Annotated in this window: 8 protein-coding genes; 6 read left to right on the top strand and 2 right to left on the bottom strand. The window is 71.6% G+C overall.

The features are described from left to right. The first annotated feature begins 69 nt into the window (after nucleotides 1–69). From EDC02_RS22300 to EDC02_RS22310, 3 genes are all read left to right on the top strand, one after another. A complete protein-coding gene (locus EDC02_RS22300; RefSeq protein WP_199757728.1) occupies nucleotides 70–1,236 on the top strand; it encodes a M20/M25/M40 family metallo-hydrolase in 1,167 nt (388 codons plus the stop codon). 57 nt (nucleotides 1,237–1,293) lie between these two features. Continuing rightward, on the top strand, nucleotides 1,294–2,427 hold the full coding sequence (locus tag EDC02_RS22305) for a glutamate--cysteine ligase (protein WP_123605043.1): 1,134 nt from the start codon (nucleotides 1,294–1,296) through the stop codon (nucleotides 2,425–2,427). A gap of 149 nt (nucleotides 2,428–2,576) precedes the next feature. Beyond that, nucleotides 2,577–3,176 carry a nitroreductase family protein gene (locus EDC02_RS22310; RefSeq protein WP_123605044.1) on the top strand — a complete coding sequence of 200 codons (600 nt, stop codon included), beginning with the start codon at nucleotides 2,577–2,579 and terminating at the stop codon, nucleotides 3,174–3,176. Nucleotides 3,177–3,226: 50 nt separating this feature from the next. On the opposite strand, the gene EDC02_RS22315 is transcribed toward EDC02_RS22310, so the two are convergent. Further along, on the bottom strand, nucleotides 3,227–4,780 hold the full coding sequence (locus EDC02_RS22315; protein ID WP_123603645.1) for an NAD(P)-binding domain-containing protein: 1,554 nt from the start codon (nucleotides 4,778–4,780) through the stop codon (nucleotides 3,227–3,229). A gap of 209 nt (nucleotides 4,781–4,989) precedes the next feature. Continuing rightward, complete coding sequence (locus EDC02_RS22320; protein ID WP_123603646.1) at nucleotides 4,990–5,304, bottom strand: hypothetical protein; 315 nt, start codon at nucleotides 5,302–5,304, stop codon at nucleotides 4,990–4,992. Between the two features lie 520 nt (nucleotides 5,305–5,824). Here EDC02_RS22320 and EDC02_RS22325 point away from each other — a divergent pair. Genes EDC02_RS22325 through EDC02_RS22335 form a run of 3 tightly spaced genes read left to right on the top strand, consistent with a single transcriptional unit; the run spans nucleotide 5,825 to nucleotide 14,572 of the window. Continuing rightward, the gene (locus EDC02_RS22325; RefSeq protein WP_123603647.1) at nucleotides 5,825–7,732 is read left to right on the top strand and encodes a CRTAC1 family protein; all 1,908 of its coding nucleotides are present in this window, start codon (nucleotides 5,825–5,827) and stop codon (nucleotides 7,730–7,732) included. Further along, nucleotides 7,729–8,724, top strand: coding sequence for an enediyne biosynthesis protein (locus EDC02_RS22330; protein ID WP_123603648.1), 996 nt, complete (start codon nucleotides 7,729–7,731; stop codon nucleotides 8,722–8,724). The genes EDC02_RS22325 and EDC02_RS22330 overlap by 4 nt, the downstream gene beginning before the upstream one ends. Before the next feature lie 13 nt (nucleotides 8,725–8,737). Next, the gene (locus EDC02_RS22335) at nucleotides 8,738–14,572 is read left to right on the top strand and encodes an SDR family NAD(P)-dependent oxidoreductase (RefSeq protein ID WP_123603649.1); all 5,835 of its coding nucleotides are present in this window, start codon (nucleotides 8,738–8,740) and stop codon (nucleotides 14,570–14,572) included. Nucleotides 14,573–14,575 lie beyond the last annotated feature (3 nt).

The raw sequence follows: 14,575 nt of genomic DNA on the forward strand, positions 1-14,575 counted from the left end.
GCACACACAGCGACCAGGTGGGCACGCTGGCGGATGACGCCGGCCATCAGCCGGTGCCACGATCGCCGCATGGCTGACTTGGACAAGCTCCGACGCGCTGCGGGGGACCAGGCGACGGAAATGGTACGGCGACTCGGCACGCTGGTGGCCGCCGAGTCCCCGCCCGGTGCGGTACGGCTGCTGCACGACTGCGCCGACCTGCTCGACACCTGGGGCAGCGAGGTGCTCGGCCGACCGGCCCGCCGGATCGTCCGCGACGGGCTGCCGCATCTGCTCTGGCCGGCGGTCGATCAGCAGGTGCTGCTGCTCGGCCACTACGACACGGTCTGGCCGGCGGGCACCGTCACCGACTGGCCGTTCACCGTGTCCGGCCCGATCGCCACCGGGCCGGGGGTGTGCGACATGAAGGGCGGGATCGTGCAGCTGCTCGGTGCGCTGGCGCTGCTGCCCGACCCGTCCCGGGTCGGCCTGCTGCTGACCTGCGACGAGGAGAGCGGGTCGCCGACCTCCCGGCCGCTGATCGAGCAGCAGGCCGGCCGATCCGGGGTGGTGCTCGTCGGCGAGCCGAGCAGTGAGGACGGCGGTCTCAAGGTGGCCCGCAAGGGCGGCTCGGTCTACCGGATCACCGTCCAGGGCCGGGCCGCGCACGCCGGGGTGGAGCCGCACCGTGGAGTGAACGCGGCGGTCGAGCTGGCCCACCAGGTGCTGGCGGTACGGTCGTTGGCCGCCGACGGCACCACGGTCACGCCCACCGTGCTGCACGGCGGTGTGATGACCAACCAGGTACCGGAGTCCGCCGAATTCAGTGTCGACGTACGGGCCTGGACCCGCGATGAACTGCACCGGGTGGACCGGATGATCCGGGCGTTGCCGGCGCGGCTGGCCGACGCCACGCTCGACGTCGACGGCGGGGTCAACCGGTACCCGCTGCCCGAGTCGGTGTCGGTGCCGCTGCTCGAGGTGGCCCAGCGGGTCGGCCGGCGGATGGGGCTGCCGCCGTTGGTCGGGGTACGCGCGCCGGGCGCGTCCGACGCGAACTTCACCGGGTCGATGGGGATACCCACGCTGGACGGCCTGGGGGTGGTCGGCGGCGGGTCGCATGCCCGTAGCGAATGGGCGGACCTGTCACAGATGTCGGACAGGACGGCATTGCTGGCTGCGATGATCATCGACATTCTGGACGATCATCGGCTTAGTGCACTTTCGACGGCACGGGACCACGCGCCGACCGGTTAGGCTCCGGACGGCCGGACCGCGGCCGACGTCGAGCCAGCCGTGGAGGTCCGTGCCGCCATGAGTCCGACCAGCCGCCAGCCGGACATCGCCCCCCGGTACAACGCCCCCCGGTTCGGGGTGGAGGAGGAGTTCCTCGTCGTCGACGCGGTCACCCGGGCACCGGTGCCGCGTGCCGCCGAGGTCGTCGCCGGTGCCGCGCCCCGGCTGCCCGGTCGGGTGGCCGGGGAGATCACCCCGCTGCAGGTGGAGACCCGTACCGAGCCGTGCGTCGGGCACACCGAGTTGGCGGCGCAGCTGGCCGAGGCCCGCAAGGTCGCCGGCGGGTGCGCCCGGGAGCGCGGACTGCTGCTGGTGGCCACCGGATCGGCCGCCGTCGCCGGGCCGGTGCCACCGCCGATCACCACCGGTCCACGGCAGGACCGGGGCATCGAGATGTTCCGCGGCCTGCACGACGAATTGGCCATCTGCGCGTTGCACGTGCACGTGGAGATGCCTGACCGGGAGCGGGCGGTGCAGGTCGGCAACCATCTGCGGCCGTACCTGCCGGTGCTGCTGACCCTCACGGCGAACTCCCCGTTCTGGGACAACCGGGACTCCGGCTACGCCAGTTGGCGGGCGATGACCTGGCCGCGCTGGCCGGTGGCTGGTCCGCCGCCCCGGTTCGACTCGGCCGCCCACTACGACCGGGTGGTCGAGTCGCTGCTGGCCGTCGGTGCGTTGGTCGACCGGGGCACGATCTTCTGGGACGTCCGCCCGTCCGAGCACAGCCCGACCGTGGAGGTCCGGGTCGCCGACGCCGCGCTCACCGTCGAGGAGACCGCGCTGTACGCGGCCGTGGTCCGCGCCCTGGTGACCCGGCTGTCGACGCTGGTCGAGCAGGGCGTGCCCGCGCCCGACATGCCGAACGAGCTGCTGCGGGTGGCGTACTGGCGGGCGGCGCGCGACGGGTTGGACGGCGCCGGCCTGGACCCGGGCACCGGTCGGCTCCGGCCGGCCGCCGACCTGGTCGGTGACCTGGTCGCGGCGGTCGAGCCGCAGCTGCACGCCCAGCGCGCCCACCGGATGGTGGTCGACGGGGTGGACCGGCTGCTCGCCGACGGCACCGGTGCCCGCCGGCAGCGGCTGGCCGCCCGGCGGCCGGGTGGGTTGGCCGCCGTCGTCGACTACCTGGCCGAGTGCACCTCCAGCTGACCCGAGAGGTACGGGACAACGGCAATCCGGGGTAACCATCGCGGCCCGCGGTGGGTGATCCTGGAAGCACAGCCCGACCTGCTCTGGAGGTCCCCGTGCAGAACGTCGCGACGGTCCCGTTCCATCTCGACCGGCTCGACCCGGCCGCGATGGGTGCCACCGCCCGCCGGTTCGCCGACCAGATGGCCAGCCGCCGCTCGGTGCGGCACTTCGCGCCCGACCCGGTGCCGCTGGAGGTGATCGAGGCGGCGGTACGGGCGGCGGCCTGCTCGCCCAGCGGCGCGAACCTGCAGCCGTGGCGGTTCGTCGTGCTCACCGACCCGCAGCGCAAGCGCCGGCTGCGTCAGGCCGCCGAGGCGGAGGAGTTGGAGTTCTACACCCGGCGGGCGTCCGCCGAGTGGCTGCGGGCGGTGGCCCCGATGGGCACCGACTGGCAGAAGCCGTTCCTGGAGACCGCCCCGGTGGTCATCGTGGTGTTCGAGGTGCACCGGGGGCCCAACTCACCCAAGCCGTATTACGTCAAGGAGTCGGTCGGCATCGCCACCGGGGTGCTGATCACCGCGCTGCACCTGGCCGGGCTGGCCACCCTCACCCACACTCCCAGCCCGATGAAGTTCCTCAACGAGATCTGCGACCGCCCCGCTGAGGAACGGGCCTGCGTGGTGATACCGGTCGGCTACCCGGCGGCCGGGGTGACCGTGCCGCAGCTGACCCGCAAGCCGCTGTCCGAGGTCCTGGTCCGCCGGTAGGCGGCAGCGACGCCGGCCACCTGGTGGCCGGGATGGCAGCTTCCCTGGTGTCAGCGGTGCAGGTCGGCGGCGAAGAACCGGAGAAGCGGCTGGACGTGCCGGTCCGGTCGACGCCACTCGGCCAGCAGGTCCTCCAGCAGGTGCAGCTCCTCGACGAGTTCGCCGCCCCGGTAGCGGCGCACCACCGGGTGGATGAAGGCGCTCTCGGACGCCCGGTCGGGCTGCGGGTGACGTTCGATCGAGAAGACGTCCGGGTATTCGTCCCGCCCCCAGCGCAGCCCGAACGTGTAGTAGTGGCTCTCGCTGCCGAAGCGGCGTACCGCGTAGTCCTCAGGCAGGTCGTGGTAGTGCCGGACGTGACCGGTTGCCTGGTCGACGACCAGGGCGTCGACCAGGAACTCGAACTGGGTCCACAGCGCCGAGCTCCAGTTGACCCGGTCCAGCACCGCCCGGGTCAACGAGTCGGCGTCGGCGGAGACCTTGTCGAAGCCCAGCGGCGCAGCCTCGTACCGCTCGCGCAGCAGCGCGGTCAGGGTCCGCAGGTTGTACCGGAACCCATCGATGAACGCCGAGGACGCCTTCTTGAAGTCGCGGTCCTGGGCCACGGTGCCGGCGAAGTAGAGCCCGTCGACGTCGACCGACTGCCAGTCCGGGTCGGTGGCCGGCATCCGGCCGCTGGGGACCAGCTTCGGACTGGCGCTGGCACCGAAGATCGAGGTGTCCATGGCGAAGCCGGTGCAGCGCAGCACCGACTCGTACTCCATCACCGCGGTCTCGCCGTCGGCGTGGGTGTAGGTGAGGTGCACCTCGTAGCGGTCGCCGACCGGGCGGATCTCGTCGACCACGCAGTCCAGCACCGAGTGCAGCGTCTTGAACTGGTAGCTGTCCAGCACCGCGCCGTGATGGCCGCGTACGTCCCCGGGGTGTTTGGTGTTCCAGGCCAGCCGCATCGGCCGGGGGCTGGCCAGGTGCACCATGGAGGCGTGGCCGAGGATCGCCGAGGCGGTCTCGAACGCCGAGTTGCCCTTGCCGAGGATCAGCACCCGGTGGCCGGCGTAGTCCGCCGGGTCGGTGCTCATCGCCTCGTAGCCGACCGCGTGTTCGATGCCGGTTACGTCGGGGATGTTCGGCCGGCCCCAGCCGGTGGCCACGACCAGGCACTCGCAGCTGTAGGTCTGGTCACCGGCGGACACCACGAAGCCGTCGTCGGTTTTCTCGATCCGCTCGACGCCGACGCCGTACCGGATGGCCAGCCGGTGGTGCCGGGCGAAGTCGGCCAGGTAGCGGACCAGGTCGTCGGCGCTCGGGTAGTACTCCCGGCTGTAGTCGGAGAAGGGCAGCTCGAACGGCTCGTGCAGCAGCGAGTTCCAGTCCCAGCGGAGTCGGGTCTCCGGGTCGGCGCTGACGGTGTGCACCTTGTTCAGCGAGATCAGGCCGCGGTGTCTGGGGAACCGCCGGAAGAACTCCCCGGGAGCGTCGGATCGCTCCAGTGTGAGGTAGTCACTGCCGGTCTGCTGCAGGTAGTAGCTGAGCTGAAGCCCGGCCGGGCCGGCGCCGACGATCAGATACCGGTGGTGGGTGGTCGCGGGCGGCACGTCGGTCATGGATCTCTCCCCGGTCGGAATATCCATGACTTTTTATGATGAATGCGCATAAGTCAATCGGTCGTACGGATCATCGACGACCGTCCGAGGGGCGGTTGCGCGACCCGGTCGGCATTCCGATCTCCGTGCCAGGGTGGACGTCCCGGGGCACCCGGAAACCCGGCCATGGTGGACGGGCCGGGCACCCGGGATCGCCGCAGCGGCCGAGGTCAGGCCGCCTGGGTCGCCGGCTCGCGCCGGCCACTGACCTTCGCCGGCGGCATCGGGCCGCCCTTCGCGGTGCCGGACATCTCGTCACCGTCGACCACCACGTCGAACACCAGGTTCATCCGGATCGGCTTGGTGATCGACTGGAACCAGGACAACCGGTCGCCGGCCAGCTGCAGGTCCTGCAGGACAAGTTCCTCCTTCTCCCCACGGGAGATCCCCTGCAGCACACCGTCCTTGGTGAACAGTTCGAGCACGGTGTTCCGGGTACCCAGCGGGGTGGCCACGGCGACCTTCCAGAATCCCTCGACAGACACGACGGCTCCTTCTCTGCGCGGTGAGCCGGACAGCCGACCGCAATACGACGGTGCACGGTGTCCGGATGACGCGTCATGCGACACCTCACTCAGGCTAGCCAGCTCCCGTCGCCAAGGGTTTCGCAATATTGCCGTCTTTCCAGCCGATCGGATCGGCGACGGATTGTGACAGATCCGAGAATGCAGCGAATCACCGGAGGCAATGTGAAAGAAGCGCTGCACCGTACGGCCGTCGGACGATGATCCCGGTGGCCGACCGTGCCGCGCGGCCTCCCCATCTCCACCCACCCTCGGCATCAGGAGGATCCCCCGGCGAGCCGGGAGCCACGAGGGCTCCCGTTCACCGCACGCCATTTCCGGAAATTCATCGGATCGGCGTTGCGGCAACGACGTCCGCCCTGTCAACTCCGTCGGCCTGGACAACAGCCGATGGTTCCCGCAGTAAGGAGACCAGACCGTGCTGGGTCAACGCCTGCGCTCGATCAGCCCCGGAATAACGGCGATTTTACTTCTCGTCGTGATGTTCTTCGTCATCGACGCTCGCGTGTCGGTGGCCGGCGCTGACGAGGTTGCCCAAAAGTACCGGTTCACCGAGCTTGAGATCGACTATCCGGAAGGTTACGACCAACTACCTAAACGGAACATCCGTGAGGTCAACGAGTCGTACCACAAGATCCGGTCCTGGATCTCCTCGGTGGGCGCGAGCATCGCCGTCAACGACCTGACCGGCCACGGGGTGGCCAACAGCCTGTGCTTCGTCGACGTGCGGACCAACGAGGTGGTGGTCACCTACGCGCCGACCGCGCCGGCCGCCGACCGGTTCGAGCCGTTCCTGCTCGACCCGGCGCCGCTGCCGATCGACCACACGATGGCGCCGATGGGCTGCGTACCGGGTGACTACAACTTGGACGGCCGGATGGACATCATGGTGACCTACTGGGGCCGGGTGCCGATCCTGTTCCTGCGCAAGGCCGGCACCGAGCTGCCCGCCAACGACGCGTACCACCGGCAGGAGATCCTGCCGCAGGACTCGCCGGACGGCCGCTACCACGGTCCGAAGTGGCACACCAACGCCGCCACGGTCAACGACTTCGACGGCGACGGCAGGCCCGACGTGGTGATCGGCAACTACTTCCCCGAGTCCGACGTGCTCGACCCGGACGGCCAGGACAACGTCGAGATGAACGACTCGCTCTCCACCGCGACCAACGGCGGCGGGCTGCAGGTGCTGCGCTGGCACGCGGCGACCGCCGGCGAGACGCCGTCGGTGACGTTCGTGCCGGAGCGCGGCGCGGTCCCGTTCGCCAAGAGCACCGGCTGGACCCTGGCGCTGAGCTCCGCCGACCTGACCGGTCGCGGCCTGCCGGACATGTACGTCGCGAACGACTTCACCTTCGACGCCCTGCTGCACAACGTCTCCCGGCCCGGTCGGATCAAGTTCGAGGCGACGTACGGCGAGCGCAGCCACGGCACCCCGAAGTCGTTCCAGCTGGGCAAGGACTCGTTCAAGGGGATGGGCGTCGACTTCGGCGACCTGGACGCCAACGGCAGCTTCGACATGGTGGTCTCCAACATCACCACCGCCTGGGGGCTGGAGGAGAGCAACTTCGTCTGGGTGAACCAGGCCGGCTCCGAGGAGGAGGCCCTGCAGAGTCTCTCCGCCGGTACCGCGCCGTTCATCCAGCAGGCCCGGCCGCTCGGCATGGCCTGGAGCGGCTGGGGCTGGGACGTGAAGTTCGCCGACTTCCGCAACGACGGTGACCTGGAGGTCGTGCAGACGCTCGGCTTCGTCAAGGGCGACATCGACCGGTGGCCGTGGCTGCAGGAGATGGCGATGTCCAACGACAACCTGCTGTCCAACCCGGCGATGTGGCCGAACATGCAGCCCGGCGACGACATCGCCGGCGGCCAGCCGCTCGCCTTCTTCGCCCGCACCGACAGCGGCGAGTTCACCAACATCACCGAGCAGCTCGGCCTGGACGTGCCGATCCCGACCCGCGGTATCGCCACCGCCGACACCCGGGCGACCGGCGCGCTCGACCTGGCCGTGGCCCGGCAGTGGGCCGCCCCGGCGTTCTACACCAACGAGGCACCGGACCTCGGTGACTACCTCAACCTGCGGCTGTACCGGCCGACGCTGGACGGCACCGACGCCGACCTGCCCGGCACGCCCGCCTACGGCGCCACCGTCACGGTCACCACCGCAGACGGACGCCGGCAGGTCTCCCAGCTCGACGGCGGCAGTGGCCACGGCGGCAAGCGCAGCTTCGAGGTCCACCTCGGACTCGGCGACGCCACCGGCCCGGTCACCGTCGACCTGCGCTGGCGTGACCTCGACGGCGATCTGCACAGCACCACCCAGCAGCTGTCGGCCGGCACGCACACCCTCGTGCTGACCGACCGTGTCCAGGAGGTTCCGAACCGATGACCACGACCGCCGAACGCCAACAGACCGTCGGTACGACGACGGCCCCCGCCGGCCCACCCGCGCCGGCGGCGAAGGAACCGGACCGCCGCTACCTGGCGCTGCGCAACTTCGCCATCTCGATGACCGTGTTCAACATCCTCGGGTACACCGTCCTGGGCTTCGAGCAGCCGTGGCTGTGGCCGATCCTGGCGGTGCTGGTGGGCTACGCCACCGAGCTGGTCTTCGAGACCTTCAGCGCCCGGATGCAGCAGCGGGCACCCCGGTACGCCGGACGCGGCGGACGCGGCCTGTACGAGTTCCTGCTGCCCGCCCACATCACCGCGCTGGCCTGCAACATGCTGCTGTACGCCAACGACATGTTCCTGCCGATCGCGTTCGCAGTGATCGTCGGGGTCACCGGCAAGTACGTCTTCCAGGCCCCGGTGTACGGCCGGATGCGGCACTACATGAACCCGTCCAACCTGGGCATCACCGTGGCCCTGGTCTGCTTCGGCTCGTGGATCTCGATCGCCCCGCCGTACCAGTTCACCGAGGGTGCCAACACCTTCTTCCGGATCATGATCCCGATCATCATCGTCACCGCCGGTACGGTGATCAACGCCATGCTGACCCGCAAGGTGGCGTTGATCGTCGGCTGGCTGGGCGGCTTCGCCATCCAGGCGCTGCTGCGGCACTGGATCTGGGACGTGGCGCTGTTCTCCGCGCTCGGCGTGATGGCCGGGGTGGCGTTCGTGCTGTTCACCAACTACATGATCACCGACCCGGGGACCACCCCGGTCAAGCCGATCCACCAGTTCATGTTCGGGTCGTCGGTGGCCATGGTCTACGGCGTACTGATGCTGTTCAACGTCGTCTACACGCTGTTCTTCGCCGTCGTCGTGGTCTGCGGCGCGCGCGGCATCTACTGGTGGATGGTCCACCTGCGCAAGCGCGCCCAGCAGCAGGCGGCGGTGGCACCCGCCCCCGCGCCGGTGGCCGGCGCGGCGGCGTGAGGGAAGGTATCTGATGAGTGACCGTATCGCGGTGGTCGGGATCGCCTGCCGGTATCCCGACGCCGACTCCCCCAACCAACTGTGGGAGAACGTGCTCACCGGCCGCCGGGCCTTCCGCCGGCTGCCGGACGAGCGGATGAACCACGAGGACTACTACTCCCCCGACCCGGCCGCGCCGGACCGGTTCTACTCGGCCAAGGCGGCGGTGCTGGAGGGGTTCGAGTTCGACCGGGTCAAGTACCGGATCGCCGGCAGCACCTTCCGGTCCACCGACATGACCCACTGGCTGGCCCTGGACACCGTCGCCCGGGCCCTGGCCGACGCCGGCTTCGCCGACGGTGAAGGGCTGCCGGCGGCCAGCACCGGCGTGGTCATCGGCAACACCCTGACCGGTGAGTTCAGCCGGGCGAACCTGCTGCGGCTGCGCTGGCCGTACGTCCGGCGCACGGTCGGCGCGGCCCTGCGCGAGCAGGGCTGGGACGACCCCGCGGTGACCGCCTTCCTGGACGATCTGGAGCCGCGCTACAAGGCGCCGTTCCCGCCGATCGACGAGGACACCCTCGCCGGTGGGCTGGCCAACACCATCGCCGGGCGGATCTGCAACCACTTCGACTTCAAGGGCGGCGGGTACACCGTGGACGGTGCCTGCTCGTCGTCGCTGCTGTCGGTCGCCACCGCCTGCAACGCGCTGAGCAACGGCGAACTGGACGCGGCGGTCGCCGGCGGGGTGGACCTGAGCATCGACCCGTTCGAGGTGATCGGCTTCGCCAAGACCGGCGCGCTGGCCACCGCCGAGATGCGGGTGTACGACCGCAACTCCAACGGCTTCTGGCCCGGTGAGGGCTGCGGCATGCTGGTGCTGATGCGCGACGAGGACGCCGTCGCCCGGGGTCTGCGTCGGCACGCGGTCATCGCCGGCTGGGGCTACTCCTCCGACGGCAAGGGCGGCATCACCCGGCCGGAGGCCAGCGGTCACCGGCTGGCCATCCGGCGGGCGTACCAGCGGGCCGGTTTCGGCATCGACTCGGTCGCCTACCTGGAGGGGCACGGCACCGGGACGGCGGTCGGCGACGCCACCGAGCTGCGCGCGTTCACCGAGGCCCGCCGGGAGGCGGCGCCGGAGGCCGAGCCGGCCGCGATCAGTACGGTCAAGGGCAACTTCGGCCACACCAAGGCCGCCGCCGGGGTCGCCGGTCTGCTCAAGGCGATCCTGGCGGTCCGCCAGCAGGTGATCCCGCCGGCCACCGGACACGTCGAGACCCACCCGGAACTGGACGTCGAGCAGCCCGCGCTGCGGGTACCGGACAGCGCCCAGCTGTGGCCGGCGGACAAGCCGATCCGGGCCGCGGTCTCGTCGATGGGCTTCGGCGGGATCAACGCCCACGTGGTGGTGGAGACCGCCGAAACCAGCCGGCGGACCCGGGTCGGCACCGCGACGACGGCACTGGTCCGGTCCCGGCAGGACACCGAACTGCTGCTGTTCGACGCCCGGACCCCACAGGAACTCGGCGAACGGCTCGCCGGGCTGGCCCCGTGGGTGGCCCGGCTGTCCTACGCCGAACTCGGCGACCTGGCCGCCGCGCTGGCCGGGCAGCTGGCCGGCCAGCCGGTCCGGGCCGCGGTGGTCGCCGGCTCCCCGGAACAGGCCGCCGGCCGGCTCAGCCGGCTGGCCGAGGCGGTCGCCGCCGGTGAGCGTACGGTGGTCGACGCCACCGACGGCGTGTTCCTCGGCGCCGCCGGCGGCAACCCGCGCATCGGGTACCTGTTCCCCGGGCAGGGTGCCGGCCGGCGGGCCGACGGTGGCGCGCTGCGTCGCCGGTTCGCCGAGGTCGACACGCTGTACCGGACGTACCAGCCGCCGGCCGGCACCGACCTGGTAGCCACGGCGGTCGCCCAGCCACGGATCGTCACCGGATCGGCCGCCGGTCTGCGGGTGCTGTCCATGATGGGCATCGAGGCCACCGGCGCCGCCGGGCACAGCCTCGGTGAGCTGACCGCGCTGCACTGGGCCGGGGCGATGGACGAGCCGACGCTGCTGGCCACGGCCGCCGCCCGGGGCCGGATCATGGCCGACGCCAGCGCCGGTGACGGCACGATGGCCAGCATCTCGGCCGCACCCGAGGTGGTGCAGCCGCTGCTGGCCGGCACGGCGGCGGTGATCGCCGGCTACAACAGTCCGCAGCAGACCGTGGTCTCCGGCCCGGTCGCCGCGGTCGAGGAGGTCGGTGCCCGGGCCGAACGGCAGGGCCTGTTCTGGACCCGGATCGCCGTGTCGCACGCCTTCCACTCCGAGGCGGTCGCCCCGGCGGCGGTGGCGTTCGGCGAGCACCTGGCCGACCAGTCGTTCACCCCGCTGGCCAGGTCGATGGTCTCCACCGTCACCGGTGAGCCGCTGCCGGCCGACACCGACGTCGTCGACCTGCTGCGCCGGCAGGTGCTCGACCCGGTGCGGTTCACCCAGGCGGTGAGCCGGCTGGCGCAGAGCAGTGACCTGCTGCTGGAGGTCGGCCCGGGTCGGATCCTGCGGGGCCTGGCCGGTGAGATCGCCCCGGACGTACCGACGATCTCGCTGGAGACCGACAGCCTGTCGCTGTCCGGGCTGCTCAACGCCGTCGGGGCGGCGTACGCGCTGGGCGCTTCGATCGACCATGATGCGTTGTTTCAGGGCCGGTTCACCCGGCCGCTGGAACCCGGTCGGCCGCTGCGCTTCCTCGCCAGCCCGGCCGAGTCGGCCCCGGCCGGCGACTTCGCCGTCGCCCGGCAGGCCGGAGCCCAGCCGACCGATCACGCCCCGGGATCCGCGAACGGCTCCCGGGACCAAGCGACGGGGCGCTCCGGTGCGGACAGTCTCGAGGTGCTCCGTCGGCTCGCCGCCGAACGGGCCGAGCTGCCGCTGGAGGCGGTACGCCCGGACAGCCGGCCCCTCGACGAGCTGCATCTGAGCTCGATCACCGTAGGCCAGATCGTCAACCAGGCGGCCCGCGAGCTCGACGTTCCGGCGCCGACGCTGACGTCCAGCTACGCCACCGCGACGGTGGCCGAGATCGCGCAGATCCTCGACGACGCCGCCGGTGCCGCACCGGCCGGCGACGACGCGGAGCCGGTCGTCGCCGGGGTGGCCCCCTGGGTCCGGGCGTTCGCCGTGGACCTGGTGCCGACCGGGGTCGCCCCGTCCGCCGGGTCGGGTGTCGACGGTGACTGGCAGGTCTTCACCGCCGGCCACAACCCGCTCGCCGAGCCGCTGGCGGCGGCGCTACGGACGGCCGGAGTGGGCGACGGGGTGCTGCTCAGTCTGCCCCGCGACGGTCAGCCGGAGCATGTCCCGGTGCTGCTGCGGGCCGCCCGCGCGGCGCTGTCCGCCGGCGGGCCGGTCCGGTTCGTCGCGGTCGGTGACCGGCGGTCCGCCGCCGGTCTGGCCAAGACGCTGCACCAGGAGCATCCGGAAGTCGACACCACGGTGGTGCTGCTGCCGTTGCCGGAGCACCCGACAGACGGGGCCGATCCGGCGGACCGCGACGAGGTGGTGCGCCGGCTCGTCGCCGACGTCGGTGCCACGACCGGGTTCAGCGAGGTGCACTACGACGCCGCCGGTGAGCGGTACGAACCGGTGCTGCGGCCGATCCAGCTGCCGCCCAACGGCGGTGCCGGGATCGGCCCGGACGACGTGCTGCTGGTCACCGGCGGCGGCAAGGGCATCACCGCCGAGTGCGCCTTGGCGCTGGGCCGGGACACCGGCACCGCCGTCGGTCTGCTCGGCCGCTCCGACCCGGCCGACGACGCCGAACTGGCCGCCAACCTGGACCGGTTGCGGGCCGCTGGTGTCCGGTTCCACTACGCCCGGGCGGACATCACCGCGGTGGACCAGGTCAAGGCGGCGGTGAACGCCGTCGAGCAGGCGCTCGGCCAGGTCACCGGGGTGCTGCACGGCGCCGGACGCAACGAACCGACGCCGTTGGCCGCACTCGACGAGGCCGCTTTCCGCCGTACCCTGGCTCCGAAGATCGACGGCCTGGACGCGGTGCTCGCCGCGACCGACCCGCAGGCGCTGCGGCTGCTGATCACCTTCGGCAGCATCATCGGCCGGGCCGGTCTGCGCGGCGAGGCGCACTACGCCACCGCCAACGACTGGATGACCGACCTGACCCGCAAGGTCGGCGAGGACCACCCGCACATCCGCTGCCTCGCCCTGGAATGGTCGGTGTGGTCGGGCGCCGGCATGGGTGAACGGCTCGGGGTGCTGGAGTCGCTGACCCGCGACGGCATCTCCCCGATCCCGGTCGAGGACGGCATCGCCATCCTCAAGGAGGTGCTGGCCAGCCCGTCCGCGCCGCAGGCGATGGTGGTGATGAGCCGCTCCGACGGGCTGCCGACGGTCACCATGGAGCGGCGGGAGCTGCCGCTGCTGCGCTTCGTCGACCGGCCGCAGGTGCACTACCCGGGCGTCGAGCTCGTCGTCGACGCCGACCTGACCGCCGACGACGACCTCTACCTGCCGGACCACCTGCTCGACGGGGACCTGCTGCTGCCGGCGGTGCTCGGCATGGAGGCGATGGCCCAGGCGGCGCGGGCGCTGACCGGGCGGATCGAGACGCCGGTGCTGGAGAACGTCGAACTGCTCCGGCCGATCGTGGTGCCGCCGGACGGCAGCAACACCATCCGGATCGCGGTGCTCGCCGCGCCGGACGGTGCCGTCGACGCGGTGGTCCGCAGCAGCGACACCGGGTTCGCGGCCGACCACTTCCGGGCCCGGCTGCGCTACGACCTGCCGGCCCGTCCCGAGGTACGGCCAGCGACCGCCGCCACCGAGCTGCTGCCCATCGACCCGGCCAACGAGCTGTACGGGCCGGTGCTGTTCCAGGGGTCGCGGTTCCAGCGGCTGCAGGGCTACCTGGATCTGGCCGCCACCAACTGCGTGGCGCGGGTGTCGAACCGGTCGGTGGCGCCGTGGTTCGCCCGGTTCCGGCCGGGTGAGCTGGTGCTCGGCGACCCCGGCACCCGGGACACGGTGATGCACGCCCTGCAGTGCTGCGTACCGGACGCCACGCTGCTGCCGGGGGCGATCGAACGGCTGCACCTGGCCGACGCGAAGGTCGCCGCCACCCTGGACACCGTCACCATCCACGCGCTGGAACGGTCCCGGGAGGGCGACACCTACCTGTACGACGTGGACGTCTGTGACCCGGACGGCAACCTCGTCGAACGGTGGGTGGGGCTGCGGCTGCACGCCGTACGCAAACTGGACGGTTCCGGTCCGTGGCTGCCGGCGCTGGTCGGGCCCTACCTGGAGCGGCGGGTCGGTGCGTTCCTGCCGACCGAACTGCGGGTGGTGGTCCGCCCGGACGACCCACAGGCGACCGAGGTGGCCGACCGGCGCGAGCAGACCCGCAAGGCGGTCAGCTGGGCGCTGGGCGGCGACACGCAGGTGCGCTACCGGCCGGACGGCAAACCGGAGGTCACCGGCGGCCCGCAGATCTCGGCTTCGCACGGTGCCGGGGTGACCGTGGCGGTCACCGGCCCGGCGGCGGTCGGCTGCGACGTCGAGGTGGCCGCCGGCCGTTCCGACGAGGAGTGGGCCGACCTGCTCGGGGCGGAGAACCTGGCGCTGGCCGCGCTGGTCGCCCGGGAACAGGGCGAGGAGTTGTCGGTGTCGGCGACCCGGGTGTGGGGCGCGATCGAGTGCCTACGCAAGAACGGCCACGCGCGGGTCGACCTGGCCGCCGAGCCGAACGCACCGGCCGGTTGGGTGGCGCTGCGGTCCGGGACCACCCGGATCGCCACCTTCGCCACCGCGCTGCAGGGGATCGACGACCCGGTGGTCTTCGCGATGTCCGCCGACGGAGGCAGGTGAGTC

This window comes from Micromonospora sp. Llam0 (assembly GCF_003751085.1).
Lineage (GTDB): Bacteria > Actinomycetota > Actinomycetes > Mycobacteriales > Micromonosporaceae > Micromonospora_E.